This is a genomic window from Ruegeria sp. BF10 (genome assembly GCF_056538725.1).
In genome coordinates this window covers 13,814-39,802 of sequence record NZ_JBQFTR010000006.1, presented here as the reverse complement: position 1 = coordinate 39,802, position 25,989 = coordinate 13,814, and the positions used below count along the sequence as shown (strand labels likewise).

Annotated in this window: 28 protein-coding genes; 11 read left to right on the top strand and 17 right to left on the bottom strand. The window is 59.2% G+C overall.

Annotated features, from left to right (window positions below; translation table 11 throughout):
* Nucleotides 1-31: 31 nt before the first annotated feature.
* Entirely contained in the window at nt 32-391 is a 360-nt protein-coding gene (locus ACR0DJ_RS18110; RefSeq protein WP_170345563.1) for a flagellar biosynthesis protein FlgN, read from the bottom strand.
* The gene (locus tag ACR0DJ_RS18105; RefSeq protein WP_171230574.1) at nt 381-656 is read right to left on the bottom strand and encodes a rod-binding protein; all 276 of its coding nucleotides are present in this window, start codon (nt 654-656) and stop codon (nt 381-383) included. The genes ACR0DJ_RS18110 and ACR0DJ_RS18105 overlap by 11 nt, the downstream gene beginning before the upstream one ends.
* Nucleotides 657-766: 110 nt before the next feature.
* Here ACR0DJ_RS18105 and fliK point away from each other — a divergent pair, with 110 nt between their 5' ends.
* Genes fliK through ACR0DJ_RS18090 form a run of 3 tightly spaced genes read left to right on the top strand, consistent with a single transcriptional unit; the run spans nt 767 to nt 3,576 of the window.
* Complete coding sequence (gene fliK / locus ACR0DJ_RS18100; protein ID WP_425080122.1) at nt 767-1,990, top strand: flagellar hook-length control protein FliK; 1,224 nt, start codon at nt 767-769, stop codon at nt 1,988-1,990.
* A gap of 3 nt (nt 1,991-1,993) precedes the next feature.
* Nucleotides 1,994-2,656: a flagellar hook capping FlgD N-terminal domain-containing protein gene (locus tag ACR0DJ_RS18095; protein ID WP_425080123.1), complete on the top strand. Its 663-nt coding sequence runs from the start codon at nt 1,994-1,996 to the stop codon at nt 2,654-2,656.
* Nucleotides 2,657-2,709: 53 nt separating this feature from the next.
* Nucleotides 2,710-3,576, top strand: a complete 867-nt coding sequence (locus ACR0DJ_RS18090; protein ID WP_480685920.1) for a phosphotransferase — start codon at nt 2,710-2,712, stop codon at nt 3,574-3,576.
* Nucleotides 3,577-3,585: 9 nt separating this feature from the next.
* Here the strand turns inward: ACR0DJ_RS18090 and ACR0DJ_RS18085 are convergent, their stop codons facing one another.
* The 5 genes from ACR0DJ_RS18085 to ACR0DJ_RS18065 form a co-directional block, all read right to left on the bottom strand.
* On the bottom strand, nt 3,586-4,887 hold the full coding sequence (locus tag ACR0DJ_RS18085) for an NAD(P)/FAD-dependent oxidoreductase (RefSeq protein ID WP_480685919.1): 1,302 nt from the start codon (nt 4,885-4,887) through the stop codon (nt 3,586-3,588).
* The gene (locus tag ACR0DJ_RS18080; protein ID WP_257599447.1) at nt 4,884-5,702 is read right to left on the bottom strand and encodes an ABC transporter permease; all 819 of its coding nucleotides are present in this window, start codon (nt 5,700-5,702) and stop codon (nt 4,884-4,886) included. Before ACR0DJ_RS18080 ends, ACR0DJ_RS18085 begins: the two co-directional genes overlap by 4 nt.
* On the bottom strand, nt 5,699-6,589 hold the full coding sequence (locus ACR0DJ_RS18075; protein ID WP_480685918.1) for an ABC transporter permease subunit: 891 nt from the start codon (nt 6,587-6,589) through the stop codon (nt 5,699-5,701). Before ACR0DJ_RS18075 ends, ACR0DJ_RS18080 begins: the two co-directional genes overlap by 4 nt.
* On the bottom strand, nt 6,589-7,716 hold the full coding sequence (locus ACR0DJ_RS18070; RefSeq protein ID WP_170345555.1) for an ABC transporter ATP-binding protein: 1,128 nt from the start codon (nt 7,714-7,716) through the stop codon (nt 6,589-6,591). Before ACR0DJ_RS18070 ends, ACR0DJ_RS18075 begins: the two co-directional genes overlap by 1 nt.
* Before the next feature lie 75 nt (nt 7,717-7,791).
* A complete protein-coding gene (locus tag ACR0DJ_RS18065; RefSeq protein WP_480685917.1) occupies nt 7,792-8,877 on the bottom strand; it encodes a polyamine ABC transporter substrate-binding protein in 1,086 nt (361 codons plus the stop codon).
* Between the two features lie 140 nt (nt 8,878-9,017).
* Here ACR0DJ_RS18065 and ACR0DJ_RS18060 point away from each other — a divergent pair, with 140 nt between their 5' ends.
* On the top strand, nt 9,018-9,701 hold the full coding sequence (locus tag ACR0DJ_RS18060; RefSeq protein WP_480685916.1) for a GntR family transcriptional regulator: 684 nt from the start codon (nt 9,018-9,020) through the stop codon (nt 9,699-9,701).
* Between the two features lie 77 nt (nt 9,702-9,778).
* On the top strand, nt 9,779-11,176 hold the full coding sequence (locus tag ACR0DJ_RS18055; RefSeq protein WP_480685915.1) for an aspartate aminotransferase family protein: 1,398 nt from the start codon (nt 9,779-9,781) through the stop codon (nt 11,174-11,176).
* A gap of 53 nt (nt 11,177-11,229) precedes the next feature.
* Here the strand turns inward: ACR0DJ_RS18055 and ACR0DJ_RS18050 are convergent, their stop codons facing one another.
* Together ACR0DJ_RS18050 and ACR0DJ_RS18045 are read right to left on the bottom strand one after the other, a co-directional pair.
* A complete protein-coding gene (locus ACR0DJ_RS18050) occupies nt 11,230-12,546 on the bottom strand; it encodes a lytic murein transglycosylase (RefSeq protein WP_480685914.1) in 1,317 nt (438 codons plus the stop codon).
* Between the two features lie 62 nt (nt 12,547-12,608).
* Nucleotides 12,609-13,322, bottom strand: a complete 714-nt coding sequence (locus ACR0DJ_RS18045) for a helix-turn-helix transcriptional regulator (RefSeq protein WP_480685913.1) — start codon at nt 13,320-13,322, stop codon at nt 12,609-12,611.
* A gap of 87 nt (nt 13,323-13,409) precedes the next feature.
* On the opposite strand from ACR0DJ_RS18045, the gene ACR0DJ_RS18040 reads away from it, so the two are divergent.
* Both ACR0DJ_RS18040 and ACR0DJ_RS18035 read left to right on the top strand, forming a co-directional pair.
* The gene (locus tag ACR0DJ_RS18040; protein ID WP_480685912.1) at nt 13,410-14,108 is read left to right on the top strand and encodes a glutathione S-transferase family protein; all 699 of its coding nucleotides are present in this window, start codon (nt 13,410-13,412) and stop codon (nt 14,106-14,108) included.
* A complete protein-coding gene (locus tag ACR0DJ_RS18035; RefSeq protein ID WP_170345549.1) occupies nt 14,105-14,491 on the top strand; it encodes a DUF1801 domain-containing protein in 387 nt (128 codons plus the stop codon). Before ACR0DJ_RS18040 ends, ACR0DJ_RS18035 begins: the two co-directional genes overlap by 4 nt.
* On the opposite strand, the gene rnr is transcribed toward ACR0DJ_RS18035, so the two are convergent.
* From rnr to dapE, 3 genes are read right to left on the bottom strand one after another with little or no spacing between them, the layout of a single operon-like run.
* The gene (rnr, locus tag ACR0DJ_RS18030) at nt 14,482-16,740 is read right to left on the bottom strand and encodes a ribonuclease R (protein WP_480685911.1); all 2,259 of its coding nucleotides are present in this window, start codon (nt 16,738-16,740) and stop codon (nt 14,482-14,484) included. The two genes, ACR0DJ_RS18035 and rnr, sit on opposite strands and share 10 nt — an antisense overlap.
* A gap of 47 nt (nt 16,741-16,787) precedes the next feature.
* Nucleotides 16,788-17,363 carry a TIGR04282 family arsenosugar biosynthesis glycosyltransferase gene (locus ACR0DJ_RS18025; RefSeq protein WP_257599453.1) on the bottom strand — a complete coding sequence of 192 codons (576 nt, stop codon included), beginning with the start codon at nt 17,361-17,363 and terminating at the stop codon, nt 16,788-16,790.
* 3 nt (nt 17,364-17,366) lie between these two features.
* On the bottom strand, nt 17,367-18,506 hold the full coding sequence (gene dapE / locus ACR0DJ_RS18020; RefSeq protein WP_480685910.1) for a succinyl-diaminopimelate desuccinylase: 1,140 nt from the start codon (nt 18,504-18,506) through the stop codon (nt 17,367-17,369).
* Between the two features lie 210 nt (nt 18,507-18,716).
* Here dapE and ACR0DJ_RS18015 point away from each other — a divergent pair, with 210 nt between their 5' ends.
* Nucleotides 18,717-19,775 carry a transporter substrate-binding domain-containing protein gene (locus ACR0DJ_RS18015; RefSeq protein WP_480685909.1) on the top strand — a complete coding sequence of 353 codons (1,059 nt, stop codon included), beginning with the start codon at nt 18,717-18,719 and terminating at the stop codon, nt 19,773-19,775.
* Here ACR0DJ_RS18015 and ACR0DJ_RS18010 read toward each other — a convergent pair.
* Nucleotides 19,772-20,116 carry a hypothetical protein gene (locus tag ACR0DJ_RS18010; RefSeq protein WP_171119954.1) on the bottom strand — a complete coding sequence of 115 codons (345 nt, stop codon included), beginning with the start codon at nt 20,114-20,116 and terminating at the stop codon, nt 19,772-19,774. The genes ACR0DJ_RS18015 and ACR0DJ_RS18010 overlap by 4 nt on opposite strands.
* Nucleotides 20,117-20,453: 337 nt before the next feature.
* On the opposite strand from ACR0DJ_RS18010, the gene ACR0DJ_RS18005 reads away from it, so the two are divergent.
* Nucleotides 20,454-20,939 carry a hypothetical protein gene (locus ACR0DJ_RS18005; RefSeq protein ID WP_480685908.1) on the top strand — a complete coding sequence of 162 codons (486 nt, stop codon included), beginning with the start codon at nt 20,454-20,456 and terminating at the stop codon, nt 20,937-20,939.
* 139 nt (nt 20,940-21,078) lie between these two features.
* Here ACR0DJ_RS18005 and dapD read toward each other — a convergent pair whose 3' ends face one another.
* From dapD to ACR0DJ_RS17990, 3 genes are all read right to left on the bottom strand, one after another.
* Nucleotides 21,079-21,906, bottom strand: a complete 828-nt coding sequence (gene dapD / locus ACR0DJ_RS18000) for a 2,3,4,5-tetrahydropyridine-2,6-dicarboxylate N-succinyltransferase (RefSeq protein WP_425080138.1) — start codon at nt 21,904-21,906, stop codon at nt 21,079-21,081.
* 108 nt (nt 21,907-22,014) lie between these two features.
* A complete protein-coding gene (locus tag ACR0DJ_RS17995; RefSeq protein ID WP_480685907.1) occupies nt 22,015-22,614 on the bottom strand; it encodes a GntR family transcriptional regulator in 600 nt (199 codons plus the stop codon).
* A 44-nt stretch (nt 22,615-22,658) separates the two neighbouring features.
* The gene (locus ACR0DJ_RS17990; RefSeq protein WP_257599457.1) at nt 22,659-23,570 is read right to left on the bottom strand and encodes a threonine/serine dehydratase; all 912 of its coding nucleotides are present in this window, start codon (nt 23,568-23,570) and stop codon (nt 22,659-22,661) included.
* 79 nt (nt 23,571-23,649) lie between these two features.
* On the opposite strand from ACR0DJ_RS17990, the gene ACR0DJ_RS17985 reads away from it, so the two are divergent.
* A complete protein-coding gene (locus ACR0DJ_RS17985; RefSeq protein ID WP_425080140.1) occupies nt 23,650-24,492 on the top strand; it encodes an LOG family protein in 843 nt (280 codons plus the stop codon).
* Nucleotides 24,493-24,495: 3 nt separating this feature from the next.
* A complete protein-coding gene (locus ACR0DJ_RS17980) occupies nt 24,496-25,593 on the top strand; it encodes a cystathionine gamma-lyase (protein WP_480685906.1) in 1,098 nt (365 codons plus the stop codon).
* On the opposite strand, the gene ACR0DJ_RS17975 is transcribed toward ACR0DJ_RS17980, so the two are convergent.
* Nucleotides 25,594-25,977 carry a hypothetical protein gene (locus tag ACR0DJ_RS17975; RefSeq protein ID WP_480685905.1) on the bottom strand — a complete coding sequence of 128 codons (384 nt, stop codon included), beginning with the start codon at nt 25,975-25,977 and terminating at the stop codon, nt 25,594-25,596.
* Nucleotides 25,978-25,989 lie beyond the last annotated feature (12 nt).

Below are 25,989 nucleotides of genomic sequence, written 5' to 3'. Positions count from 1 at the left end.
CAGAAATTTCGGATTTGAATCAAACTTCTGCCTATGCCCGCTTTTCCAGCTTTGCCACGCTGCGCACCGCAAATTCACTTCGCTGTCCGTCCGCACCATAGGTGCTGAATTCCTGCCGAACGCGCCGCAATTCAGCCATTCGGCTGGCGACTGCCCGGATGCCCTCAGCCGCGCTGTTCAGCAGCGCCTGATTGCGCTCGGCTTTCTGTTGAACGCGAATCAGTGCCTCGCTTTCCAGCACCTGAAGATCATTGATTGCCCCGATCAGCTTTTCTTTTTCAGGCACCATGCTGGACAAACGGTCCAGATCCCCCTGCACAAGTGCGGCACGTTCCAAATCCAGGACTTCTTCCAAAGACTTGATCAACGCATTATCGACTTTAGACGTCATCGGTTTTCTCCATCAGTGACTTGAACAGAATTTCGGAAAGGCCCACGCCACCGGACCGGGCCAGTTGCTGCGCCTGATGTTGAACAAGCATCGAAGAAAACTGATCCTCACCGGCGCCACCGCCAAAGGACTGGCGGGTTTTTCCCAACCCGGCAGATTTCAGCATTTCCGCCAGAAACGCCGCCTCCAGCTCTATGGCGGCGTTTTTCAGCCGGGTCTGGGGTGACTGTGATTGAGATACGTGAGGAAGGGTGGAAACCTTCATGGCATTCTCCGAATTTGCTTCGAACTTTCTCGATCAAAGGTGAAAGCGGTTAAAATAAACGTAACTTCCTACAGGCAGTGTTCCGACCAATCACACGGAGCCGGAGCAAAATGCCCAACCCCCTAACGCTGGCGAACTCAACGCCGACCACACCCGAGAAAGCCGTCACATCTCGTAAGGCTCCGGGCCAAAACACCGGATCGGAGAGCTTTCAGGATGTCCTCGGGCAAGAGGTTGGTGCCACCGGCCACCCTGAAGGCGAAAACGCTGCCATCAGTGCCGAGCTGAAAAATGTCGAAGCAGAGCCCGAGCCTGTGCCGGAGACAACGGCCGAGGCATCTGCAACGGCCCAACCCACCCAGATTTCAGAACGCACCGGCGAACAGCAAACCCCTTCTGCATTCTTCGAAACCCCCGGCTTGGACGAGGTAACGATGATGCCGGTTCAGGTTGCGGAGGCAAATCAAACCCCCTCCGAAATACCGGATCAACCACAGGTATTGGCATCCATAGGTTTGCCCACACAAGGCGGCACGCCTTCCCCGGTTCCGTCGCTCTCGCAGAAGGCGCAGGGTCCGGCGCCCCAACCTGTGCAAGTGACAGCCATGACCGAAATCGGCCAGATGTCTGATCAGCTTGCAAAGCCCAAAGGCACGGTCGAACTAACGGGGGCCGTCCCACTCCCGCTGGGCCCTGAAAAGAAACCGTTGCCTGAAGTGAACATTCTGACGCCAAAACCGTCAGCGCCTGACCGGGCGCCCTCGGTGGCGCAGCTTCAGCTGATGGCAACTGCCGTTGAAGCCGAACCGGTTCCACCCGTTGTCGAGGTTGAGGCCCTGCCTGCCACCAGAGAGGAACCTCTGCCGCTGACCTCGCGCGACTCCGCGCCTCAACTCACGGCTCCGTCTACTGCCGCCCGAGCAGAAATCGCCCGGGCGATCGCTGGTCAGCTGTCGGCAGCGGTCCAGACACGCACCGGATCAGGAGCAACCGAAATAGCGTTGAATCCGGAAGAGCTTGGGCGTGTGTCGATTGTTTTGAACGGCCGGGAGGACGGCCTGCAAATCACCATTGCGACCGAGCGCCCGGAAACCCTTGAGTTAATGCGACGCCATTTGTCCGTTCTGACAGAAGAGTTCCAGAAACTAGGGTATGGGGATCTGAGCTTTGATCTGGGAACCTCCTGGGGTTCTGGCGCAGATCAAAAGGACGCAAATGACGCTGACACCCAATCCCCCTCACATTCAGAAGCTGCGCCGCAGGAACGGATCGATCACACAACTTCCCATCCACAGAATCTGGCCTCGGGCCGGGGCATCGACATGAGGTTTTGACCAATGATTACGCCTGTCAACACCACGCAGCCCGTTGCGGATCAACAAAAGGCCGGGGCATCACAAAAGTCCGCGATTACGTCGGACTTTGAGACGTTCTTGCTGATGCTAACGGCGCAGGCAAAGAATCAGGATCCGTTGGAGCCGATGGATTCGACCGAGTATGCGTCTCAGTTGGCGCAGTTCTCGATGGTCGAGCAACAAGTCCAGACCAATGACCTCTTGTCCACCCTGGCCAACGCATTGGGCGGTACGAAACTGAACGAGCTTGCAAGTTGGGTGGGCATGGACGTCCGTTCGACATCAGCCTTTCACTTTGACGGCCAGCCCGTAACACTGTTTGCTCAGGCCGACCCTGATGCGGACGCAACCAAATTGGTGGTCCGCGACAGTGACGGTACGGTGATCGATAAAGTCACTGTACCCACGACAACTGAAGAGTTTGTTTGGGCGGGCGTTGGTTCTTCTGGAAATCCATTGGCATCAGGCAACTACACTGCAACCCTGGAAAGCTACAAAGGCGATGAGTTGCTCTCCGAGAAACCTGTCGCCGCCTACGGTCGCGTCGTCGAAGCACAGGTTGGCGACGATACTGTTTTGCTGACATTGCAGGGCGGTCAGGTGATTCCCGCAACTCAGGTCACCGCAGTCCGAACTGGTGCTTGATCTGTCGGGCGGGACGGGCCAAAGCTTGGCAAATCGACTCGCCATAAGAAGTGATGGAACCTCTGCCCGACCTGCCTGCCCCCCCTCGAGATCTGGTTGACCATCTCTACGCGCAAGGATTGGTCAACGCGCATCCTCGGTTCGAAACCTTGTATGGCGGGCGCACCAACAGGGTATGGAAGGTCAAGGGCCGCGACAACGACAAGGTCCTGAAACTCTACAGCACAGCATTGCGCAATCCTTTGTTTCGCAATGATGCAGAGTTGGAGGCTCAATGCCTGAAAGCGCTTGGCGCCACGGGTTTCGTGCCAAGGCTGCGGGCCACAGGGCAATACAATGAAGCCCGCTGGGTGTTCTACGACCACGCCCCCGGAGCACCCTGGCGGCAGGATTCAGCCCAGGTTGGCGCCTTGCTGCGCAAGCTTCATACCCTGCCCATTGCCGTCCAGGCGCCAGTCGGTTGCAACGGCAGCGCAGACTTGCGAGCTCATGGAAACAGAATTCTGCAAGGCTGTACGTCACACGGGCGCGACAAACTCGCCGATTTGCAACCTACGAATCCGGTCGCACCTACGGAACGGACGTGCCTGATCCATGGCGACCCCGTGGCAGGCAATATCCTGGTGGCGACCGGCGGTCTGACCTTGATCGACTGGCAATGCCCGGCCCTGGGCGATCCCTGCGAAGACCTTGCGCTTTTTTTGTCGCCTGCAATGCAGCAGCTTTACCGAGGTTCACCACTGTCGAAGAAAGAGGAAGACCAGTTTCTTTCGGCCTACGGCAGACCCGAAATCGTCGCGCGCTATCTACAGCTCAGGCCATGGTATGCGTGGCGCATGGCGGCGTATTGCCTCTGGCGCGCTGAAAATGGTGCGCCCGACTACGTGACAGGGTTGAACTTGGAAACCGTAATTCTGTAACGCCGCGCCTCATCGCAGGTCGGCCAGCGCCAGCATGGCATAGGCTGGCGGCATGAGCACGCGGCGCCAGCGACCCAAAGGAAACCGACCCGGTGTTTGTGTCATCACCGCCGGCAGCCTGGCGTCCTGCCCCAGAACCAAGCGTGCCAGTGCTCGACCGCAATACGTGCCCATGGCGACGCCATTGCCGTGATATGCAAACCCGGCAAACATTCCCGGTTGATCCGGAACGGGGCCGACAAAAGGTGTCAGGGCCCGTGACAGGCACACCAAACCGGACCAGATATGAGTGACCTCGACCGTCGACCAGGCAGGAAACATATGTTTGAAATCCTGCTGGACCTTTCGCCGAATGGCCGCTTCAGCCCCGGCCGATGACCGCAGGCCGCCTCTCATCCCGAACAGAAAGCGCCCGTCTGGCATCAGGCGGAAATAGTGCAACAGATTGCGCGTATCGTAACACATCTGATCCGTAGTCCATCCTTGTGCCATCTGCTCGGATCTGCCAAGGGGTCGCGTTACCATGACAGTCGACTGTGCAGGCATGTATCGTCCGGACATCCAGGCCGGGATATCCTCGCTGGAATATCCGTTGGTACAAACCAAAACCGCCTGCGCTTTGACTGGCCCGCTCTGCGTTTGCAGCACAAAGCCGGACGCCGTTTTTTCAACGCTCAGAACCGGGGAATTCCGGAACAGATGCGCGCCCATTGCTTCGGCGGCTCGGGCAATCCCGAACAGATATTTGCGAGGATTCAACCCGAAACCGACCGGCGAAGTGTAGGCACCATGAAACGCGCCACCCATGCCCTTCGCAGGCAGGTCTCTGGCTTCGTGCAGGGTTCCCGCCTCGTCTGCATTGCGGCGCAGCATGTCCATCGCCCGCCTGGAATGCGCCAGCTGGGTTTCCCCGTTGGAGTGGGTATCCGCATCGATCTGATGCTGTACCAACAGATCAGCGACCAGTTGAACCGCTTCCTGTTCCGCCTTCGCATAGTCCAAAGCAGCATCGCGGCCAAACCGGCGCTGCATGGATTCGTAGCCAAGTTTTGAGCCGCCAAGACAGCAAAACCCGCCATTGCGGCCCGAGGCTCCCCACCCCGGTGCGCCGGCTTCGAACACCGCAACAGAAGCATTTTCAGCCAAATGCAGGGCAGCCGAAACGCCTGTAAATCCGCCACCAATGATGGCCACATCCACATGCATGCCGCCTTGAACCTCTGGCCAATCCGGGCTGGCTACGGTTTCGTCCCACCAACAGCCGTCGCGAGGGTCGCTGCCATAGGCGTAGTCTGGAAAAATCCGCTTCATTCGGTGCGCGCGGCAGCCATTTCGTCCTGCTGCTGCCGTACCATCGCGCGTTTGGTCACAAGCGAGGCCGTGATTACCCCGACCGTCACCACAGCGATCATGATCGTCGACAACGCGTTGATTTCCGGGCTGACGCCAAGACGCACGGCCGAGAATATCTTGATCGGCAATGTCGTTGCCGACGGCCCCGAAGTGAACGATGCAATCACCAGATCATCAAGTGACAGGGTAAAGGCCAGCAACCAACCCGAGATTACCGCAGGTGCGATGATCGGAAGGGTGACAAGACGGAAGGCTTGTGCGGGCGAGCATCCAAGGTCCAGCGCAGCCTCTTCCAGCGAGCGATCAAAAGTTATGAGGCGCGAGGATACGACAACCGAAACGAAACACATCGAGAAAGTCGTGTGTGCCAGAACGATGGTCAGAATACCCCGATCCAGGCCGATGCCGATAAACAACAGCAGCAGCGACAGGCCGGTGATCACTTCGGGCATCACCAGCGGCGCATAGATCATGCCGGAAAACAGTGTCCGGCCAAAAAAGCGTCCGCTGCGGACCAGTACATAAGCGGCGGCCGTTCCCAGAATTGTCGCCAGCGTCGACGAAAAGACCGCGACCCGGATCGTGACCCAGGCGGCATCCAGGAACGCTTCGTTCCGAAGCAGCTCTCCGTACCATTTCGTCGAAAACCCGGCCCAGACCGTGACCAGCTTGCTTTCGTTGAAGCTGAAGATGATCAGGATGATCATCGGGATGTACAGAAACGCAAAGCCCAGCGTCAGCGAAACCGTGTTGAACCAGCTCAATCTGTTCATCCTTCGGCCTCCGCCTGTTTCTGCTGGTTGCGCTGGAACAGCACGATGGGAATGATGAGGATCAGCAGCAGCACGATGGCCACCGCACTTGCCACCGGCCAGTCACGGTTCGAAAAGAACTCTTCCCACAGAACCTTGCCGATCATCAGCGTACCGGAACCACCCAGAAGGGATGGGATCACGAATTCACCGATCACGGGGATCATCACCAGGAAACACCCTGCAATGATGCCTGGCTTGGACAGCGGGATGGTCACCAGCCAGAAGGCCTGCAAACGAGAGCATCCCAGATCCTCGGCCGCCTCGATCAGCGATCCGTCCATACGCTCCAACGCCGAATAGATCGGCAGGATCATGAAGGGCAGATAAGTGTAAACGATGCCGATATAGACGGCAGTTGACGTGTTCAGGATCGTCAGCGGGGTCGAGATGATACCGGTCCACAGCAAGATCTGGTTGAGGTACCCTTCGTTCGACAGAATGCCCATCCACGCGTAAACCCGGATCAGGAACGAGGTCCAGAAGGGCAGGATGACCAGCATCATCAGTGTCGGTCGCCATTCCTGAGGTGCCCGGGCCATACCATAGGCAATAGGGTAGCCCACCAGCAGGGTCAGGAAGGTCGAAATAAAAGCGATCTTGACGCTGGACAGGTAGGCTTTCCAATACAGATCGTCCTCGGTCAGCCAGACATAATTCTCAAGATCAAGCTGGCTGAAAAACTCCTTTATCCCCGTCCAACCGGCTGACAGGTCCAAAGTTGGCGTATAAGGCGGGATGGCAAGTGCGGTATCCGACAGCGAAATCTTCAGAACGATGAAGAACGGCACCAGAAACAGGGCCAACAGCCAGACGTAAGGAATGGCGATCAGAACGGCGCGGCGCATCAGTTGGCCAGCAGAACCGCAGCCGTGGCTGTCCAGGACAGCCAGACCGGGTCTTCCCAGGTGAACGAACGGCGCGAGATGCGGCGGGTGTTGGCCGTCTGCGCCTTGATGATCGTGCCGTTTGCCAATTCAACGTGATAGGTGGACAGATTGCCCAGATAGGCAATGTCGTGAACCTTGCCCTGCACGGCGTTGACCGCATCGACGGGTCGTTCGGCAGAGATTGTCACTTTCTCGGGGCGGATCGCCAGATGGCAGGACTGACCGTCTGAGAAAACAGCAGGCGAAGACGCCGAAAACGGGGCCTGACCTTCGGCCCATACGATCTGGTAGGCGTCCTCTCCGGATCGTGTCGCGCGACCTTCGATGATGTTCACATCTCCGATGAAGTCAGCGACATAAACAGATTCAGGGTTTTCATAGATCCGATCCGGGGTGGCCACTTGCTTTAACTGGCCCTGATCCATCACCGCGACGCGGGTGGCGACTGTCATCGCCTCTTCCTGATCGTGGGTGACGATGACAAAGGTGGTGCCCGTCTTCTCCTGAATATCCATCAGCTCGAACTGGGTATCTTGTCGCAGTTTTTTGTCCAGCGCACCCAACGGTTCATCCAGCAGCAGAAGCTTGGGCGCTTTGGCCAACGAGCGCGCCAGCGCGACGCGCTGCCTCTGACCGCCCGAGATCTGATGGGGTTTGCGACGGGCAAACTGTTCCAGCCGGGTCAGGCGCAGCATTTCTTCCACCCGGTCTTCCAGATCGTGCTTGGGCATGTTGTCCCGTCGCAGACCGAAAGCGATGTTTTCCCAGACACTCAGATGCGGGAACAGGGCATAGGACTGGAACATCATGTTCACGGCCCGCTTGTTCGGCGGGATGGGGTCGATATCCTGCCCGCCCAGCAGGATATGGCCTTCGGTCGGAGTCTCGAACCCGGCCAGCATACGCATCATCGTTGTCTTGCCGCACCCAGAAGGGCCGAGCAGGGCAAAAAACTCGCGTTCGAAGATATCCAGCGACAAGTTGTCGATCGCGGTGAATTCGCCAAAGCGCTTGGTCACGTTCTGGAACTGGATCAAGGGTTTCGCCTGTGGGTCATTCCACGGCGCAAAAACGTCAGAACTCAAAGCAGCCCCCGCATGGTCAGTTAGGACAATAGTGCGGCGGGGCGATCGCCAGACCGCCCCGCGCTTTTGACCGGATCAGGTGCCTGACTTGATCTTGGTCCAAAGACGGGTCACGACCCGCTGTGTTTTCGCGGGGTACGGAGTCGTGATGTACAGGTTCTGCATCGTGGCTTCATCCGGATAAATTGCCGGATCGCCGATCACGTCTTCCTCAAGAAACTCCTGAGACGCCTTGTTGCCGTTGGCGTAGTACACATAGTTGGACGCAGCAGCCATGTTGTTGGCATCCAGAATGAAATTCAGGAACTTGTGCGCACCATCCGGATTCGGCGCGTCGGCAGGAATCGCCATCTGGTCGAACCACATCAATGACCCTTCTGCGAACGGGTGGTATTCGATGTTCACACCGTTGTCGGCTTCGACCGCGCGGTCCCGCGCTTGCAGAATATCACCGGACCAACCCACGGCTACGCAAATATCGCCATTGGCCAGCGCGTTGATGTATTCCGAACTGTGAAACTTCTGGATGTAGGGGCGAACGCTTGTCAGAACGTCTTCGACCTTCTTGATCACTTCCGGGTCGTGGCTGTCGGGGTCTTCACCGATGTACTGCAAGGTCATCGGTATCATTTCGGCTGGCGCATCAAGGAAATGAACGCCACACGAGGCCAGCTTTTCCATATTCTCCGGCTTCAGAACCAAATCCATGCTGTTCAAGGCCACGTCGTCACCCAAGACTTCCCTGACCTTGTCGACGTTCACACCGATGCCCGTCGTTCCCCACATGTAGTTGATCGAGTAGGCATTGTTCGGATCATACCCTGCGGTACGCTCCTGAATCACGTCCCACAGATTTACCGCATTCGGCAACTTGGTCATGTCAAGTTCCTGAAATGCGCCCGCCTGAATCTGGCGTTGCAGGAATGTGCCCGACGGCACCACCACATCGTATCCCGAACCACCGGCCAGCATCTTGGTTTCCAGAACCTCATTGCTGTCGAACACATCGTAAATCAGTGTCAGGCCGGTTTCTTCCTCGAATTTGCTCAGCAATTCTTCGTCGATGTAGTCGGACCAGTTGTAAACACGCACCTCTTCGGCGAAGGCCGCCGAAGTCCCCAATGCGATGACCGCTGTCATGGTCAGCGTTTTGATTGTCATATTCTTCTCCCTGCAAGTGTACGGCTATTTTCCCGTTTTTTTGGATTTGATCAAGTTTTGCGTTTTTCCTCGATCCGGCGTATGGTTTCACGAGGTCTGTCACCTGACAAGTCAGGGTTAGTCGAAATGGGAAGAACCAATTGGATTTGATCAAAAATAAGGCATCTGCGTCGACAATCGACAAAGGGAAGCAGCCCGCGCATGAGCAGGTTTATCAAACGCTCAGATCACAAATCCTGTTCGGCGAATTGGTTCCCGGCCAGCCTGTCACGATCCAGGGCCTGACTGATTCGCTGGGTGTTGGCATGACACCGGTGCGCGAAGCCATCCGCCGGTTGATCTCGGACGGGGCATTGGTGTTCCAAGGCAATCGGCGTGTAAGTGTGCCGCTGCTGTCCCCGGGCGACATCCAGGAAATGATCTTTGCCAGAACCGCAATAGAATCAGAGCTTTCAAGGCGCGCAACGTCGAATTTGCAAACCGAAGATATAGATCATCTGGAGCGACTCGACATGCATCTGGACCGTATGATTGCTGACGGGGATGTAGGCGGATATCTGCGTCTGAACCAGGCGTTCCACGAAACCTTGTACTCACACGCAAACGCACCGATTCTCAGCGATCTGGCCGAAAGGCTTTGGTTGCGGTTCGGTCCGTCGCTGCGTGTCGTATGTGGTCGATTCGGGACTCAAAGCCTGCCGGATCGGCACAAGGATATCATTGCCGCTTTGCGCAACCGAGACGCCGAAAAAGCCGCAAAAGCAACGGCACAGGACATTGAGCAAGGCATGGAATTGATCGCAGAGGCCCTGACTTCCACCTGACTCAACCCGATTCGATTGACAGCGATGAATTTGATCATATTGTGAACCGCAACTGCGTTCTTGTAGGAGATTCTCCGATGTCCACCATAACCAACCATATGCCGACCGCCGAATTGCAGGCGCTGGATGCGGCGCATCACATCCATCCTTTCTCGGCCAATGGCGCGCTGGGACAGGAAGGGGCACGCGTGATTACACGCGCCAGCGGGGTTTACCTGACCGACAGTGAAGGTGAGGAAATTCTGGACGCAATGGCAGGTCTTTGGTGCGTCAATATCGGCTATGGCCGTGATGAGTTGGCCGATGTCGCGGCGCGTCAGATGCGCGAACTGCCCTACTACAACACCTTCTTCAAGACGACCCATGTGCCGGCAATCGCACTGGCCGCCAAGATCGCCGAGCTGGCACCGGGTGATCTGAACCATGTCTTCTTCGCAGCTGGTGGGTCCGAGGCCAACGATACCAACATCCGCCTTGTACGCACCTATTGGGCCGAGAAGGGGCAGCCGGACAAGAATATCATCATCAGCAGGAAAAACGCGTATCACGGGTCTTCCGTCGGGTCGGCTTCGCTGGGCGGTATGGCAGGCATGCACGCGCAGGGCGGCATTCCGATCCCGAACATTCACCACATCAACCAACCCAACTGGTGGGCCGAAGGCGGCGACATGTCACCCGAGGAATTCGGCCTGGCCCGCGCGCGCGAGCTGGAAGAGGCCATTCTGGAACTGGGCGAAGACCGCGTCGCGGCCTTCATCGCCGAGCCGGTTCAGGGTGCAGGCGGCGTGATCGTGGCGCCCGATACCTACTGGCCGGAAATTCAGCGCATCTGCGACAAATACGATATCCTGTTGATTGCCGACGAAGTGATCTGTGGGTTCGGCCGTACCGGCAACTGGTTCGGATCACAAACCGTGGGCATCAAACCGCATATCATGACCATCGCCAAGGGGCTCAGCTCGGGCTATGCGCCGATCGGCGGGTCCATCGTGAATGACGAGATTGCCGAAGTCATTGGCGGCACCGAATTCAACCACGGGTACACCTATTCCGGCCACCCCGTCGCCGCTGCTGTGGCGCTTGAGAACCTGCGCATTTTGGAAGAAGAGAAGATCGTCGAGCACGTGCGCGACGTTGCCGCCCCCTATCTGAAACAGAAATGGGAGGCGCTGGCCGATCACCCGCTGGTGGGCGAGGCTAAGATCGTCGGAATGATGGCCTCCATCGCTCTGACACCCGACAAAGCCAGCCGGGCCAAGTTCGCGTCCGAGCCCGGCACGGTCGGCTATATCTGCCGCGACCGCTGTTTTGCCAACAACCTGATCATGCGCCATGTGGGCGACCGTATGATCATCTCGCCGCCGCTGATCCTGACCCCGGCGGATATCGACGAAATGTTCGTGCGCATCCACAAGTCGCTGGACGAAGCACAGGCGGAAATCATCGCTCAGGGGCTGATGAAAGCCGCATCCTGAGATCAAAAAAAGCTTCGATCAAGGGGCGGCCCGTTTGGGTCGCCTCTTTTTGTTCACCGCAGCCGCTCCAAAAGTTTCGCAGTTGGATAGCCGTCCGGCACCAAGCCCCGCGCAAGTTGGTAAGCGCGGACCGCATTGATGGTGTTCGGCCCGGTGCGCCCATCTATACCCTTCGTATCAAACCCGGCCTGGGTCAGCCGGGTCTGCAACTCTTTTTTCTCGGTGAAGCTCAGCGCCCGCTCATCTCGGGGCCAGTCGGACTGAAACGGTTCACCACCCGCAAGCCGGTCGGACAGATGTCCGATACCGATCACATAGGCATCGGCCCCGTTATAGGCCTCGATCACGCTGAAATTGTCGAAAATCATCAGCGCCACGCCCTGCCCCCCGGCGGGCAAAAGGATTGCGGCTTGCCCGTGATCCGGGATCGGTTTGCCGTCACGCCCCACCACGCCACGCGCCGCCCAATCTGACGGCAGCAGGGTGTAGTCCCGTTTGGCGGTGGCATAGTCGAACCCTTCGGGCAAGCGCACCTCTACGCCCCAGGGCTGCCCCTTTTTCCATCCGTGCCGCGCCAGATAGGACGCGGCCGAGGCCAGCGCATCCGTTGGGTCGTCCGACCAGATGTCACGCCGACCATCGCCATCGAAATCAACCGCGTGATCCAGATACGAGGTCGGCATGAATTGCGTGTGCCCCATCGCACCTGCCCAGCTGCCCAGCATGTTTTTGGCGCTGACATCCCCTGCCTGAACGATCCTCAGGGCGGCGATCAACTGCGTTTCAAAGAATTGCGCCCGCCGTGCATCAAAGGCCAGCGTCGCCAGGGAACTCAGCGTCCGGTTGCTGCCACGATAAGAGCCGAAAGATGTCTCCAGCCCCCAGATTGCCGTGACCACTTCTTTTTCAACGCCATATTCAGCCTCGATTTGCTTCAACACCTGCCGATGTTGCCGCATGGCGGCACGACCGTTGGAAACGCGCGAGTCCGAGACTGCGGAATCCAGATACTCCCAGATCGGTTTCGAGAATTCCGCCTGATTGCGGTCTTTTTTCAGGATGTCCTCGTCAAAGGTCATGTCCGAGAACACCCTGTTCAACGTTCTTTCCGTTATGCCCTGCTTCTGCGCGCGCTCCTGAAACGCGCCGAGCCAGGCCTGAAACCGTGCGGTCACGGCCGCGGACACCCGCAATGCCTCAACCGCCGGGCGCGGGACCGGACGGATCGAAACCGTCACATCCGCCGAGGCCAGCCGGATCGTTTCGCCGGTCACTGCACTGTCTGGCCATTTCGTGTTTTCTGATGTTTCCGCCTGCACCATGGATGCCCACAATGCGACGGTCATGACGCCGCCTACGCATTTATGCATTCCGATTTTTCCTGATTACTGCTCAACCTCAGGGTAGCGCAAAATCGGTGAATCACAAAGTCTCAGGCATCCTCATCGCGCTCCTGTGCGTCGCGCTTTGCGCGGATTTGCGCCAAAACCTCGCGCAGCATCGGCACGCGGTTCGGTCTAAAGCTTTGATCTGTCACAGACATGTCCTGCATGCGATCCAACCGGAAGACGCGAAAATCCCGTCTCAGGTGGCACCAGCCGAGCAACACATTTGATCGATCCATGTAAACGATGCTCAGCGGGTTCACCCGTCTTTTTGTGGCATCGCCTTTTGCGTCCGTGTACGAGAACTCGACCGCGCGTTCGTCCCACGTCGCCTGCCGCAAAACGGCCACGTCGATGGTCGGCGCGGGCGGGCGATTGAACCGCGTTGCCGCCAGAACCGCGTGGCTCAGCCGATGGGACTGACGCTGTGGCAATCGCCCCTGCAATTTCCGCAGGGCGGCGCTGGCTGCCTCTGACAAGGCAGGATCACCAATCACCTGTACTTCGCGAAGGCCAAGAACAAGGGCCTCAAGCTCGTCATCAGTGAAACCCAATGGCGGCAGCGTGGCATCTTCGATCAGAGTGAAACCGAACCCAGCTTCGCCGTCGATAACGGCCCCCAGACCACGCAGCGCGTCAATATCCCTGTGAATTGTTCTGGCAGAAACACCCAGATCCAGTGCCAACTGTTCAGACGTTCTGGGCGATGGGCCAGAACGCAGGGCTTGCATCAGTTGGAACAATCGGGCGGTGCGGGACATGATGAACCCTAGCCTAAACCTAATGACAAAAACTGTCATTAGGTCGGTTTACTTATCTGGCACGTCGAAAAAACACGGAGCCGCACGATGCTGACCCTTCTCACCTATCCTTCTGCCTTCGGGCTGTTCAGCGCCAGCCCGTTCTGCGTCAAGACAGCCATGATGCTTCAACACTCCGGCCTGGCCTGGCAGCGTTCAGACATGCTTGACCCGCGCAAGATGCCGCATCAAAAGCTGCCCGTCCTGCGCACGCCAGAGCGGTTGATACCGGACAGCGATCTGATCCGCGATTGGCTGGAACAGAAGGGGGCCGCGTTCGATCAGGGGCTTTCGGACGTGGGAAAAGCGCAATCCCGCGCGCTGGTGCGCATGGCCGAAGAGCATCTGTATTTCCACATCGTTCTGGACCGCTGGGGCAATGATGAGGTCTGGCCAATCCTTCGCGAAACCTTTTTCACCGGAATTCCGGCCCTGATCCGTAAGCCGGTGTCCAATGCGATCCGAAAATCCGTTCTGAAGGGGATCACGTCACAAGGGATCGGACGGTTCTCGTTGCCCGAGCGCATGGACCGGCTCGAACGCGATCTCGAGGCGATCTCGGCCTATCTGTGGCAATCCCGCTTCCTTCTGGCGGATCAACCGACATCAGCAGACATGAGCGTCGGCCCGATGCTCGCCGCCATGCGCGCAACACCTGCCGATACCCCACTGACCCGCAGGATCAAACAGGATAACCTGTTGAACAGTTACGTGGACCGGATGGAACAGGCGATCCCGATTGCATGAAACCTTTTGATGACCCCTCGGTCGCCTTGGCCTTTGAAGCCATGCCCCCGCACGCACGCGCGGGGGTTTTGGCGCTTCGCGATCTGATCTTTGAAACGGCAGACACTCTGCCCGCTGCCAATCCATTGCGGGAAGAGCTGCGCTGGGGCCAGCCCGCCTATCTAGCCCCCAAAGGATCAACGATCCGGCTGGGGGCTCATAAATCCGCGGATTTCGCGCTGTTCGTACACTGCCAAAGCCGATTGATCGGTGATTTCACCACGGCCTTCCCTGGCGAAGACAGGATCGACGGGAACCGGGCCATTCTGTTCGATGACCCGGGCCAGATAGATGAAACTCGCCATGGCTGGCTGATTGCCCGGGCGCTGACCTATCACCTTTGACGGCGCTTGCGTTCGACCTTGCGCTTGATCTTGTCCTTCTTGCGCTTGGTGCTGGCTGCCTTGCGTCGCGTCGACCGCTTGGCGGGTCCGCGCCCGCGCGGCAGGGCCTGATCGTCGATGGACAGCAGTTCCAGTTCCAACCCGCCGGTCACAGGTGTCGCCTCGGTCAGCCGCACCGTGACCCGCTGGCCGATGGCGATGATCAGCCCGGATTCCGAGCCCATCAGCGTTCCGGCCTCTCGATCAAAATGGAAGAACTCGCGCCCCAAAGACCGCACCGGCACCAGGCCATCCGCGCCCGTTTCGTCCATCTTCACGAAGGCCCCGAACCGGGCAATGCCACTGATCCGCCCGGTGAATTCGTTGCCCACACGTTCGCTGAGATAGGCCGCCAGATAGCGGTCGGTCGTATCGCGCTCGGCCATCATCGAGCGGCGTTCTGTATCCGAAATATGCGTGGCCGTTTCTTCAAGCCGGGCAATTTCGTCCTCGGTCAGCCCGTCCTTGCCCCAGCCATGGGCCGAAATCAGCGCCCGGTGCACGATCAGGTCGGCATAGCGCCGGATGGGCGAGGTGAAATGCGCGTAGTTGCGCAGCGCCAGCCCGAAATGGCCGAAGTTTTCCGGGCTGTAATAGGCCTGCGCCATCGACCGCAAGGTGCTGAGATTGATCAGCTCGGCATCTTCGGTGCCGGCGGCGGCATTCAGCAGCGCGTTCAGGTGACGGGTCTGGAGCACCTGCCCCTTGGCCAGATTCAGCCCGGCGGCCTGTGCCGTTTCGCGCAGGTTTTCCAGTTTTTCGGGCGCGGGTTCTTCGTGCACCCGGAACAACAACGGGCTGCGCTTGGCGATCAGCGTCTCGGCCGCGGACACGTTGGCCAGGATCATGAATTCCTCGATCAGCCGGTGCGCGTCCAACCGCTCGCGGAACGCGACGCTTTCGACCTCGCCCTTGTCGTTCAGAACGATCTTGCGTTCCGGCAGGTCCAGCTCCAGCGGCTGGCGTTCGTTGCGGGCCGTCTTCAGCGCGCCATAGGCCGCATAGAGCGGCTTCAGAACGCTGTCCAGCAGCGGGCCGGTGCGGTCATTGGGGGTGCCGTCGATGGCCTCCTGCACTTCGGCATAGTTCAGGGACGCGGCCGAGCGCATCAGACCGCGCACAAAGCGGTGGTCGATCTTGTTGCCGTTTGCATCGATGCGCATCCGCACCGCGATACAGGCGCGCGGCACGCCTTCGTGCAGCGAGCAGAGATCACCCGACAGACGGTCCGGCAACATCGGCACGACACGGTCGGGGAAATAGCTGGAATTGCCACGCTTGCGCGCCTCGCGGTCCAGCGCGGTGCCTGGGCGCACATAGGCGGCGACATCGGCAATCGTGACCCAGATCACATGACCGCCCGGGTTTTTCGGGTCGTCATCAGCATGGGCATAGCAGGCGTCGTCATGATCGCGCGCGTCCGAGGGATCGATTGTCAACAACGGCAAATCCCGCAGGTCCTCGCGGCCTTTCAGGCCAACGGGCTTGGCCTTGTCGGCCTCGGCAATCACCTTGTCGGGGAAATCATCCGGGATACCGTGCTGATGGATCGCGATCAACGAAACGGCCTTGGGCGCAGTCGGGTCGCCCAACCGTTCAACGATGCGCACGCGGGGCAGCCCCATGCGGTTTTTCGGCCCGGCTTGTTCGGCCTCGACCAATTCGCCATCCCTGGCGCCCAGCGCGGCGCCTTCGGCCACCAGCCATTCGGTCGATCCGGCCTTGTCGATCGGCACGATCCGCCCGCCTTCAGCCCCTTTTCGGAAGATACCCACGATTTTACGAGGGTTCGTCCCGATACGACGGATCAGGCGGGCTTCGTAATTGTGGTCTTCCTCATGCACGGCCGTCAGTCGGGCCAGAATGCGGTCACCCTCGCCCAGCGCCGGGTCGCTGGCGCGGGCGATGATCAGAACGATGGGCTCGACCCCCTCGCCATGCCATTCCAGCGGCCGCGCAAACAGGTCTCCATCCTTGTTCGGAGCTTTCACCTGCAACACACTGACCGGCGGCAGGCGATCCGGGTCGCGGTAACTGCGCTTGCGCTTCTCAAGATGGCCTTCGGCCTCAAGCTCCTTGAGGATACGTTTCAGATCAATCCGATCCGCGCCCTTGATGCCAAAGGCTTTGGCGATATCGCGTTTCGAGGTCAGGGTGGGGTTCGCCGAGATCCAGTCGAGGACCTCCTGCTTGGTAGGAATGCGAGTCATACGTCCGGCCTAGCATGCGTTTGCGACCGCGTCATGACCAAAAAACCTCAGGGTTCAAGATCGGCAACCGTATCCACATCGCGCAACAGATCAAGCAATGACACCCGACAGCCGGGGATCGAAGCAAGCGTGTCAGCCAATGCGTGTTCCGTCGACCAGCGCACGTCGCGGAACAGACTTGCCGGCAAGGCCGCATACCGTTGCGCTCCGACCAGCCAATAGCCACCATCGGGGGCAGGCCCAAACACCATTTGAGAACGCCCCAATGCATCGAAAGCACGGGCAATATGGGGGCGCGAAATGCCCGGAATATCCGCGCCGATCAGGCAAACCGGCCCTTTGGGCATACCGCGCAGCATCCGCGCCATGCGATCCCCCAGGTCCCCACGCCCCTGCGCCGCGCGTGGCAGGTCAGCTGGCCAGACGCGGCTTTTCAGACCCTGCTGATCGGGTGAAACGGCCAAAACGATACGCCAGCGGGGATCGCGCAGCCTCCGGATCAAGGACCGGGTCTGGTGCCGAAACCACCACGCTGCGCCGACCATACCGATATCTCGACCAAGCCGCGTTTTGACGCGGCCCGGACGAGGTTCCTTCACCATGATCACCAATGTGCGCTGCATGGATCAGGCGAAATAGTCAGTCAGGATACGGGTATAGATAGACTTGAGCTGCTCAATCTGGGCCACATCGACACACTCGTCGACCTGATGCATCGTGCGCCCGACCAGACCGAACTCGACAACCGGGCAGTGGTTCTTGATGAAACGCGCATCCGACGTACCGCCGGTCGTCGAAAGCTCGGGCGTTGCGCCTGTTTCTGCCTTCACCGCCCCGGCCACCAGATCCGACAATGGCCCCGGCGGGGTCAGAAAGCTTTCGCCGGAAATTTTGATTGCGACCTCTATTTCAACGCCGAACTGAGCGGCCACCTGATCCGCTTCCGACTTCAGCCAGTCACTCAGGCTGGCCCCGGAATGCAGATCATTGAATCGAATATTCACCGTTCCCTTGCACTGCGCCGGGATAACGTTGGTGGCCGCATTCCCGGTGTCGATTGTCACCACGGCCAATGTCGAAGCATCGAAGTGGTCCGTGCCCTGATCCAGTTCGTGCCCCGCCAACCGATCCATCAGCCGCGCCATGGCTGGCAAAGGGTTTTTGGCGCGATGCGGATAGGCTGAATGGCCCTGAACACCTGTGATCGTAAACCACGCAGTCATCGACCCCCGACGGCCGATCTTCATCATTTCACCCATCCTGTTCGGGCAGGTGGGCTCACCCACCAGGCAGACTGACATATGTTCATCTGCGCCGTCCATGTAATCCAGCATGGCGGTCGTGCCATCCAGCGCGTCGCCTTCCTCGTCGCCGGTTATGGTCAGGATGATGGCTCCGTCCGGAGGGGTGTCGCGCACGAAATCAATCGCCGCAGCCGCAAATGCCGCAACACCGGATTTCATATCCGTTGCCCCACGCCCATACATCACACCATCGCGTATTTCGGCCCCGAAAGGCGGCATCGTCCACGCGGCCTCATCGCCGACTGGCACAACATCCGTATGGCCGTTGAACCCGAAACTGCGCGGATGGCCTTTCTGGCCCCACCGTGCGAACAGGTTGCTGACGCCACCACGGTCGACACGCGTGCATTCAAACCCCGCATCCGCCAGCACCGACCCCAGCAGAACCAGCGCGCCACCCTCGGCAGGTGTGACCGATGGGCAACGGATCAGATCGGCTGTCAATTGGACGGGGTCGGTCATGCAATGGCCTCTGGAACAGTGTCTTTCGCGGGTTCGCGCACAGATTCAACGAATTGGCCGGTTTTCCAACCCCAATTCGCAAAAATATCCTTTTACCCAACCGAGCTGGTATCAAAGTGACACCCAGACAAATCATGACGGTTTACCCGGCGACCATCTTGCCGCCCGCCGCACAATCGCGCTACAGGGCCGCGAAACAGGTGAATGAATATGAAGCGCGCATTCTTCGCACTGATCTGCCTGACTTTCGCCGTCCTCGCGCAGCAGAGCATGGCGCAGTCTCTCACGGTTACGACAGTGACCCGCCCCCCGTTTTCCTATGTCGAGGACGGTGCGGAAACCGGCTTTTCGATGGATCTGCTCGCGGCGCTGGCAGAGGCGCTGAACTGGGACTATTCCGTCAATCGGGTCGATTCCTTTTCGGAGATGCTGGGCGCGGTCCGGGATGGATCTGCGGATCTTGCAGTTGCCAATATCTCGATCACCGCGCAGCGGGAAACGCAAATGGACTTCACCCAGCCGATCTTTGAGGCGGGCCTGCAAATCATGGTGCCATCGGAAGCCGCGCGCCAGCCGTCGCTGCTGCATGCGTTGCTCTCAAAAGAGTTGTTCATCGCCATCGGCCTGGCCTTCGCCATTCTGTTGGGCGGCGGCATGCTGATGTGGAGCTTTGAGCGTAGTGCTCAACCCTATTTCGATCGCAAGCTGAATGAGGCTTGGTTTCCCTCGTTCTGGTGGGCGCTGAACCTTGTCGTAAACGGCGGGTTCGAAGAGAGGATGCCGCGCACGCCGTTCGGCCGGCTTCTGGGTGTCGTTCTGGTTGTTTCGTCACTGTTCATCGTGTCCGTTTTCACGGCCCGCATCACCTCGGTCATGACCGTGGATGCGATCACAGGCAGCGTGAATTCGGTGAATGACCTGTATGGCAAAAGTGTCGGGACAATCACAGACTCGACCGCGGCAAGTTTTCTGAACCGGCGTGATATTGAATTCACCGGCTATCCCGGGCTGGAGCAGATGCTGGATGCGTTCCAGTCCAAACAACTGGATGCCGTCGTATTCGACGCGCCAATCCTGTCCTACTATACGGCCCATGAAGGCCGGCGAACGGCGTCGATGACAGGCGGCGTTTTCCTGCGCGAGAACTATGGCATCGCTTTCCCGACCGGGTCGCCTCTGGTCGAGGATGTCAACCAGGCTCTGCTTTCATTGCGTGAAGACGGAACTTATGACGAAATCTATCGCAAGTGGTTCGGTATGCGGAACTAGGCCTGCGCCTCGTCTCCGAAGAACGGTGTCATCTGCGCGACGATCACGGCGTTTTCATCCAGAGCACGCTGCATCAGGGCACGTTCGTCAGGTTCGATTTCATGTCCCTGTGCCTCACGCTCGGCCAAGGTCCCGTACCCGGTGACATCCAAAGGCGCGGTGTCGGCCTGCTTCAGAATAGCCACCGTCTCGCGCACGGCTTCGGCTTCGTCCACGCCACTGGCGTAGCAGATCAGTGCCGCCCCGGTCGCACCGTCGGGCAGCCCGTCGCCATCCTTACGGCCGATTTGGACCAGAAGGGTATAGACTTGCTGACGTGAGGGCTTCTTGCGCTTTTCCATGGGCCCTGCATTACGCGCGGCGTTTTGAAGGGTCAACTGCTTCCATTGATCCTAGCTTTAAGTATGGGATCTTACGCAGCCCCTTGCCCAGCCCATAGGCACTGAGGACTTGCAGAAATGCGACTCAGCAAAGCCCTTTTCCCGTTTTCGCCCAAAAATTGAGCAGCGTTTCATCTCCATTCCCTGAGTTGAATCGGGCACATTACTGCCACATTTTGGCCTCAATTTTGGCCATTTCCTGCTGAGTTCGACGCGTTTCCTGCCTTTCACAACGGTGACGAGAAGCCAACTCTAAGATGCAGCCACTGCGTAAGTCATTTTTTACAGGAGAATTAAAATGAGTGTTCTGTCCAAGTTAATGATGACAACTGCAAGTGTGATTGTGCTTTCCGGAGTACCTGCTGTCGCCGTGCTGTCTTTTGTGACGCCAAGTGCAGCTTACGCCCAAGACGGCGGCGGTGAAAGCGAAGGCGGTAGCGATAGCGAGAGCGGTGGCGACAACGAAGGCGGCGGCGATAACGAAAGCGGCGGCGACAACGAAGGCGGCGGCGACAACGAAAGCGGCGGCGATAACGAAGGCGGCGGCGACAACGAAAGCGGCGGCGATAACGAAAGCGGCGGCGATAACGAAGGCGGCGGCGATAACGAAAGCGGCGGCGACAACGAAGGCGGCGGCGATAACGAAAGCGGCGGCGATAACGAAGGCGGCGGCGATAACGAGAGTGGTGGAGAAAACGAAGGCGGCGGCGACAACGAAAGCGAAGGCACGGAAACCAATGCAGGAAGCTCAGAAGTTGACGCTATGCAGGGTGAAAATCGCTGATCCACACAGAGCGTTCGTCCGAGCCTGGACACAATCTCAGGACCGGCTCTGACCAAGGTGCGGTCGCATAAGTCAAACACCCCAAAAACTGGAAAGGCCGGAGCGGGTCTGCTCCGGCCTTTCTGTACAACCGGGAAAATCAGTCCCGCAGCAATTCGTTGATGCCGGTTTTCGACCGGGTCTTTTCATCCACCCGCTTCACGATCACCGCACAATACAGGTTGATATTGTTCTTTGACGGCATCGAACCCGCGACGACCACGGAATAGGGTGGGACTTCGCCATATGTCACTTCGCCGGTTTCGCGATCCACGATCTTGGTGGATTTGCCAATGAACACGCCCATCCCCAGAACCGAGCCTTCGCGGACGATGCAGCCCTCGACCACCTCGGAGCGCGCGCCGATAAAGCAATTGTCCTCGATGATGGTCGGGCCGGCCTGCATCGGCTCCAGCACGCCGCCGATGCCAACACCGCCCGACAGGTGGACGTTTTTGCCGATCTGCGCGCATGAACCAACGGTCGCCCAGGTATCGACCATGGTGCCTTCATCCACATAGGCGCCAAGGTTGACGAACGATGGCATCAGCACCACGCCCGGCGCGATATAGGCCGACTTGCGCACAACGCAGTTGGGAACCGCGCGGAACCCGGCCGAGCGCCATTGTTCTTCACCCCAACCGGCGAACTTGCTGTCCACCTTGTCCCACCAGCCGCCGTCTTGCGGACCGCCAGTCTGGATTTCCATGTCCTTGATGCGAAAGCCCAGCAGAACCGCTTTCTTCGCCCACTGGTTCACATGCCAGTCACCGTTTTCCAGCTTTTCAGCAACACGCAGCGACCCGCTGTCCAGCGCGTTCAGCGTGTCTTCGATCGCTTCGCGTTGTTCACCTGCCGTGGCGGGTGTGATCGTGTCGCGCGCCTCCCAGGCGGCTTCGATGGCGGCTTCCAGTTGCGCGTTGGACATGGGGCGTCTCCCTACAGAATCTGTTCATGTTGGTTTGGCCTATACGCAAGCCAGGCCCATGGCGCAATGCGACGAACATGGGCCGTTTTGCGGCTGACAGGCCCGTAATCAGCTGGCGCGGCGTATATGTCGGGTCAGAATACCTTTTGCCGTGCTCAGGTCCTTCCGCCTGAGCGCCTGAACAAGCGCCGCGTGGTCCTTGTCTGTCTGCTGCACCCATTTCGACCGCCAGTGCGCAAACAAAAGGCGTGCGCTGGCGATATGCAGGTCGTCAATTGCATGCAAAAGCCGGGGCAACCCGCAAGGCGTCAGAATGCAGCGATGGAACGCTCTGTTCAGAGCCTCCCATTGGGGCATCGTCTGCGCCTCGTCACAGGCGATGCGTGCGCGATCGATCTTTTCCAATGCGACCGGAGACATGTTCTGCACCGATTGCTGCAACGCCAGTGTTTCCAGCGCCACGCGCATTTCGATGACCTCTCGCACCTCTGCCGGGTCCAGCGCCGTGACCCGCATGCCCCGGCGCGGTTCATGCCGGGCCAATCCATGCGCCTCAAGCCGCAACAGGGCTTCCCGCACCGGAACATGGCTGGTGTCGAAGGCGCGGGCAATATGATCCTGCCGCAGCTTTTCCCCGGCGCTCAGCTCTCCGGTGATGATCTGCTGGCTGAGGTTCTGGTAAATCGTGTCGGAAATCGTGGCCGTCATGAATTATAGATAAAATCCGCAACGCCCATCCACAACCAGATAATTCACCCCGCAAGCGGGTCCGGCGCAATATTCGCACCGCACACCAGAACGGCCACACGCTCGCCCGGTTCGGGCCGATACACGCCCGAGGTCAAGGCTGCCAACGCCGTAGCACCCGCCGGTTCCACCAGAATACGATGCGCCTGCCACAACATCTTCTGAGCTGCCGCGATGGCGTCATCCGACACAAGGACCGAAGTCATCCCCTGCGCGAGATCAAAACAGATCTGCCCGATCCGGCGCGCGCCCAGGGCGTTCGCTGCAATCCCGGATACCGAGACATCCACCGGCTCACCGGCCTGCAACGCCGCATTCAGCGCGCACGAGGTTTCGGGCTCCACCGCGACGACTTTGCGCGCGCCGTCGAACCACGCCAACGCCCCGGCGATCAGCCCACCGCCGCCCACAGCGACCAGAACCGTGTCTGCCTGCAAGCCCTGCGCATCCCATTCCGCAAAGCAGGTCCCCTGCCCCGCCACAGTCGCCGGCGCATCATAGGCGTGTATCTGCATCGCTCCGGTTTCCGCTTCATGCGCCTGCGCCTGTGTCAGCGCATTGGCGTATTCGCCGGACACAACGCTCAGATCCGCGCCGGTCTGCCGGATCAATGCGATCTTGGACGGACCCGCCAGTTCAGGCACGAAAATCTTGGCCGGATAACCAAGCGCCTGCGCCGCAAAGGCCGCCGCTGCACCATGATTGCCGCCGGATGCAGCCACGACACCTGCATCGGGCACGTCGAGGCTCAGCAACGTATTGAACGCGCCGCGCGCCTTGAAACTGCCCGTGTGCTGCATGTGCTCCAGCTTCAGCTCAACGGGATAGCCCGGTATTCGGCTCTCGATCACCGGCGTCACCTGCGTATGTCCGTCGATACGATCCTGCGCCGCTGATATTTCGTTCTTCCAATTCATTCTTGTCTTTCCGTGACTGGCACTCTGCCCGCGAACCCTATAGCTGTTTGGAAAACACGCAAGCAGGGATCGATCACCCATGAGAGAAGACCGCCACAATCCGTTTCGCGATGCGCAGACAGATCGCTCGACCGCGAGCGAAGTGCCGGACACGCCGCAAACGCGATCGTCCGCCTATCGCCTTGCCTTTGCCGATGACGAATTCCTGTGCCGGGACGAACTGCGCCCGGTGCGTCTGCAACTGGAACTGTTGAAACCCGAGATGATCATGAGCGAGCGTGAGATCACCTCGACCATCGTGATGTTCGGCGGCGCGCGCATCCCTGAACCATCGCAGAAACACACCGCACGAACGGAAACACTGGCCGGTCTGTCGACCTATTACGACGAGGCGCGCGAGTTCGCGCGGCTGATGACCGTGAAATCGAACGAGACCGGCTGCCGCGAAAACGTGATCGTGACGGGCGGTGGCCCCGGTGTGATGGAGGCAGGCAACCGTGGTGCACAGGACGCGGGCGGATGCTCTATCGGGTTGAATATCGTTCTGCCGCACGAGCAGGCCCCGAACCTTTATGTGACACCGGATCTCAGTTTCAACTTTCACTATTTTGCCATCCGCAAGATGCATTTCCTGATGCGGGCCCGCGCCATCACAATCTTCCCCGGCGGCTTCGGGACAATGGATGAGTTGTTCGAATCCCTGACCCTGATTCAGACCGGCCGGATGGAGCGCGTGCCTTTCCTGCTGTTCGGACGTGATTTCTGGGAGAGGGTCATAAACTGGAAAGCACTGGCCGATGCCGGCACCATCTCGGACGAGGATCTTGATCTGTTCCGCTTTGTGAACACGGCGCAGGAAGCGGTCGAGATCATCGAAAACTGGGAACCCGCCCCGCCCCGCGACGAAATTCCGGGGCGCTGAACCATGGCCCCCAAGACCGGAGAGATGCTGCATCTGCGCGGAAATGCCTTGAGCAAAGGCGAACCTGTGGCGCTGCCACTGACCCAAAGCAGCATGTACCACCTGCCGGGCGCCCCGGACGGACAGGCGAGTTACGGCCGGGTGGACAACCCGACCTGGGTGCATCTGGAACATGTTCTGTCGCATTTGGAAGACGCGCCGTGCCTCAGCTTTCCCTCGGGCATGGCGGCGATTTCCGCGGCACTGTTTGCCACCGTAAAGGCCGGGTCACGCCTGCTGATCCCCTCCGACGGCTATTACGTGACGCGCCTTTTGGCCGATCGTTTCCTGTCGCGGCTGGGTGTGATCGTTGAAGAACGCCCCACCACCGCTTTTAACGACGGCGGTTTTGACGGGTTCGATGTGGTCTTTATAGAAAGCCCCTCGAATCCCGGGCTGGACATGATCGATCTGACAACGGTAGCGGATCAGGTGCGTGCTGCCGGGGGCGTAACCATTGCCGACAACACGACGATGACTTCGCTGGGTCAGCGCCCTCTGGATCTGGGCATCGATGTGGTCGTCTCGTCCGATACCAAGGCGATGGGCGGGCATTCCGACATGCTGATGGGCCATGTGGCCAGCCGCGACAGCGACATCATGGAACGGGTCGGGGAATGGCGAAAAGTCTCCGGCTCGATTCCGGGGCCACATGAAGCATGGCTGCTGCATCGCGGCCTTGAAACTCTGGACGTTCGGTTCGACCGGATGTGCAGCTCGGCTGAAGTATTGGCCGAACGCCTGGCAGCACATCCCGCAGTGAAACGGGTTCGCTATCCCGGGCTGGCCGATGACCCGTCGCACAAACTGGCACAACAACAGACCACACGGTTCGGATTTCTGTTATCCCTGACGCTGGACAGCGAAGACAAAGCCGAAGCCTTCATCAACAATTGCCCGCTTCTGCGCCCGGCCACGTCATTCGGGGGCGTCCACAGCTCGGCCGAGCGGCGCGCGCGCTGGGGCGACGACGTTGATCCGGCCTTTATCCGCCTGTCCGTCGGATGCGAACCAGTGGACGAACTATGGCACGCTATCGAAACCAGCCTGAACGCTGTGTGATTACTTTTTGGGTTCACGCAGATCTTTGAACACGTAGATCGGCAGTACCACGCTGGCGATCAACGCCCCCAGCCAGACCAGCAGCGTCGCAGCCAGCAGGTTCGAAACCCCGCCAACGGTCAGCCCGGCAGCAATCAAGTCGGTCACGAAAAGGCCCACGAAGGTCACGATCAAGGCGATCCCGCCCTTCAGGGCGGGCGCTTTCTTTTCGCCCAGTTTCAGGATCAGGGGTTCGGCCACAACCTGCACGACGGTGAAGACAATCACCACTACGATGAACGAGATCGGCTTGATCGCAAATCCAGACAAGATCAGAGAGGCAAGCAACAACCCAATGGCATTCCCGGCCAGCAAAGCCAGAGCGGATTTTATTCTGCGCGTCATGCGGCGATCTCC

Excerpts from the sequence above, each read along its gene's own strand:
- ACR0DJ_RS18035 (WP_170345549.1), top strand. The coding sequence starts at position 14,105 with ATGAAACCTTTTGATGACCCCTCGGTCGCCTTGGCCTTTGAAGCCATG.
- ACR0DJ_RS18015 (WP_480685909.1), top strand. The coding sequence starts at position 18,717 with ATGAAGCGCGCATTCTTCGCACTGATCTGCCTGACTTTCGCCGTCCTC.
- ACR0DJ_RS17985 (WP_425080140.1), top strand. The coding sequence starts at position 23,650 with ATGAGAGAAGACCGCCACAATCCGTTTCGCGATGCGCAGACAGATCGC.
- ACR0DJ_RS17990 (WP_257599457.1), bottom strand. The coding sequence starts at position 23,570 with ATGAATTGGAAGAACGAAATATCAGCGGCGCAGGATCGTATCGACGGA.
- ACR0DJ_RS18080 (WP_257599447.1), bottom strand. The coding sequence starts at position 5,702 with ATGAACAGATTGAGCTGGTTCAACACGGTTTCGCTGACGCTGGGCTTT.
- ACR0DJ_RS18095 (WP_425080123.1), top strand. The coding sequence starts at position 1,994 with ATGATTACGCCTGTCAACACCACGCAGCCCGTTGCGGATCAACAAAAG.
- ACR0DJ_RS17980 (WP_480685906.1), top strand. The coding sequence starts at position 24,496 with ATGGCCCCCAAGACCGGAGAGATGCTGCATCTGCGCGGAAATGCCTTG.
- ACR0DJ_RS18010 (WP_171119954.1), bottom strand. The coding sequence starts at position 20,116 with ATGGAAAAGCGCAAGAAGCCCTCACGTCAGCAAGTCTATACCCTTCTG.
- ACR0DJ_RS18105 (WP_171230574.1), bottom strand. The coding sequence starts at position 656 with ATGAAGGTTTCCACCCTTCCTCACGTATCTCAATCACAGTCACCCCAG.
- ACR0DJ_RS18025 (WP_257599453.1), bottom strand. The coding sequence starts at position 17,363 with ATGCAGCGCACATTGGTGATCATGGTGAAGGAACCTCGTCCGGGCCGC.
- ACR0DJ_RS18040 (WP_480685912.1), top strand. The coding sequence starts at position 13,410 with ATGCTGACCCTTCTCACCTATCCTTCTGCCTTCGGGCTGTTCAGCGCC.
- ACR0DJ_RS18045 (WP_480685913.1), bottom strand. The coding sequence starts at position 13,322 with ATGTCCCGCACCGCCCGATTGTTCCAACTGATGCAAGCCCTGCGTTCT.
- ACR0DJ_RS18090 (WP_480685920.1), top strand. The coding sequence starts at position 2,710 with ATGGAACCTCTGCCCGACCTGCCTGCCCCCCCTCGAGATCTGGTTGAC.
- ACR0DJ_RS18085 (WP_480685919.1), bottom strand. The coding sequence starts at position 4,887 with ATGAAGCGGATTTTTCCAGACTACGCCTATGGCAGCGACCCTCGCGAC.
- ACR0DJ_RS18065 (WP_480685917.1), bottom strand. The coding sequence starts at position 8,877 with ATGACAATCAAAACGCTGACCATGACAGCGGTCATCGCATTGGGGACT.
- ACR0DJ_RS17995 (WP_480685907.1), bottom strand. The coding sequence starts at position 22,614 with ATGACGGCCACGATTTCCGACACGATTTACCAGAACCTCAGCCAGCAG.
- ACR0DJ_RS18110 (WP_170345563.1), bottom strand. The coding sequence starts at position 391 with ATGACGTCTAAAGTCGATAATGCGTTGATCAAGTCTTTGGAAGAAGTC.
- ACR0DJ_RS18055 (WP_480685915.1), top strand. The coding sequence starts at position 9,779 with ATGTCCACCATAACCAACCATATGCCGACCGCCGAATTGCAGGCGCTG.
- dapE (WP_480685910.1), bottom strand. The coding sequence starts at position 18,506 with ATGACCGACCCCGTCCAATTGACAGCCGATCTGATCCGTTGCCCATCG.
- dapD (WP_425080138.1), bottom strand. The coding sequence starts at position 21,906 with ATGTCCAACGCGCAACTGGAAGCCGCCATCGAAGCCGCCTGGGAGGCG.
- ACR0DJ_RS18005 (WP_480685908.1), top strand. The coding sequence starts at position 20,454 with ATGAGTGTTCTGTCCAAGTTAATGATGACAACTGCAAGTGTGATTGTG.
- fliK (WP_425080122.1), top strand. The coding sequence starts at position 767 with ATGCCCAACCCCCTAACGCTGGCGAACTCAACGCCGACCACACCCGAG.
- ACR0DJ_RS17975 (WP_480685905.1), bottom strand. The coding sequence starts at position 25,977 with ATGACGCGCAGAATAAAATCCGCTCTGGCTTTGCTGGCCGGGAATGCC.
- ACR0DJ_RS18075 (WP_480685918.1), bottom strand. The coding sequence starts at position 6,589 with ATGCGCCGCGCCGTTCTGATCGCCATTCCTTACGTCTGGCTGTTGGCC.
- rnr (WP_480685911.1), bottom strand. The coding sequence starts at position 16,740 with ATGACTCGCATTCCTACCAAGCAGGAGGTCCTCGACTGGATCTCGGCG.
- ACR0DJ_RS18050 (WP_480685914.1), bottom strand. The coding sequence starts at position 12,546 with ATGCATAAATGCGTAGGCGGCGTCATGACCGTCGCATTGTGGGCATCC.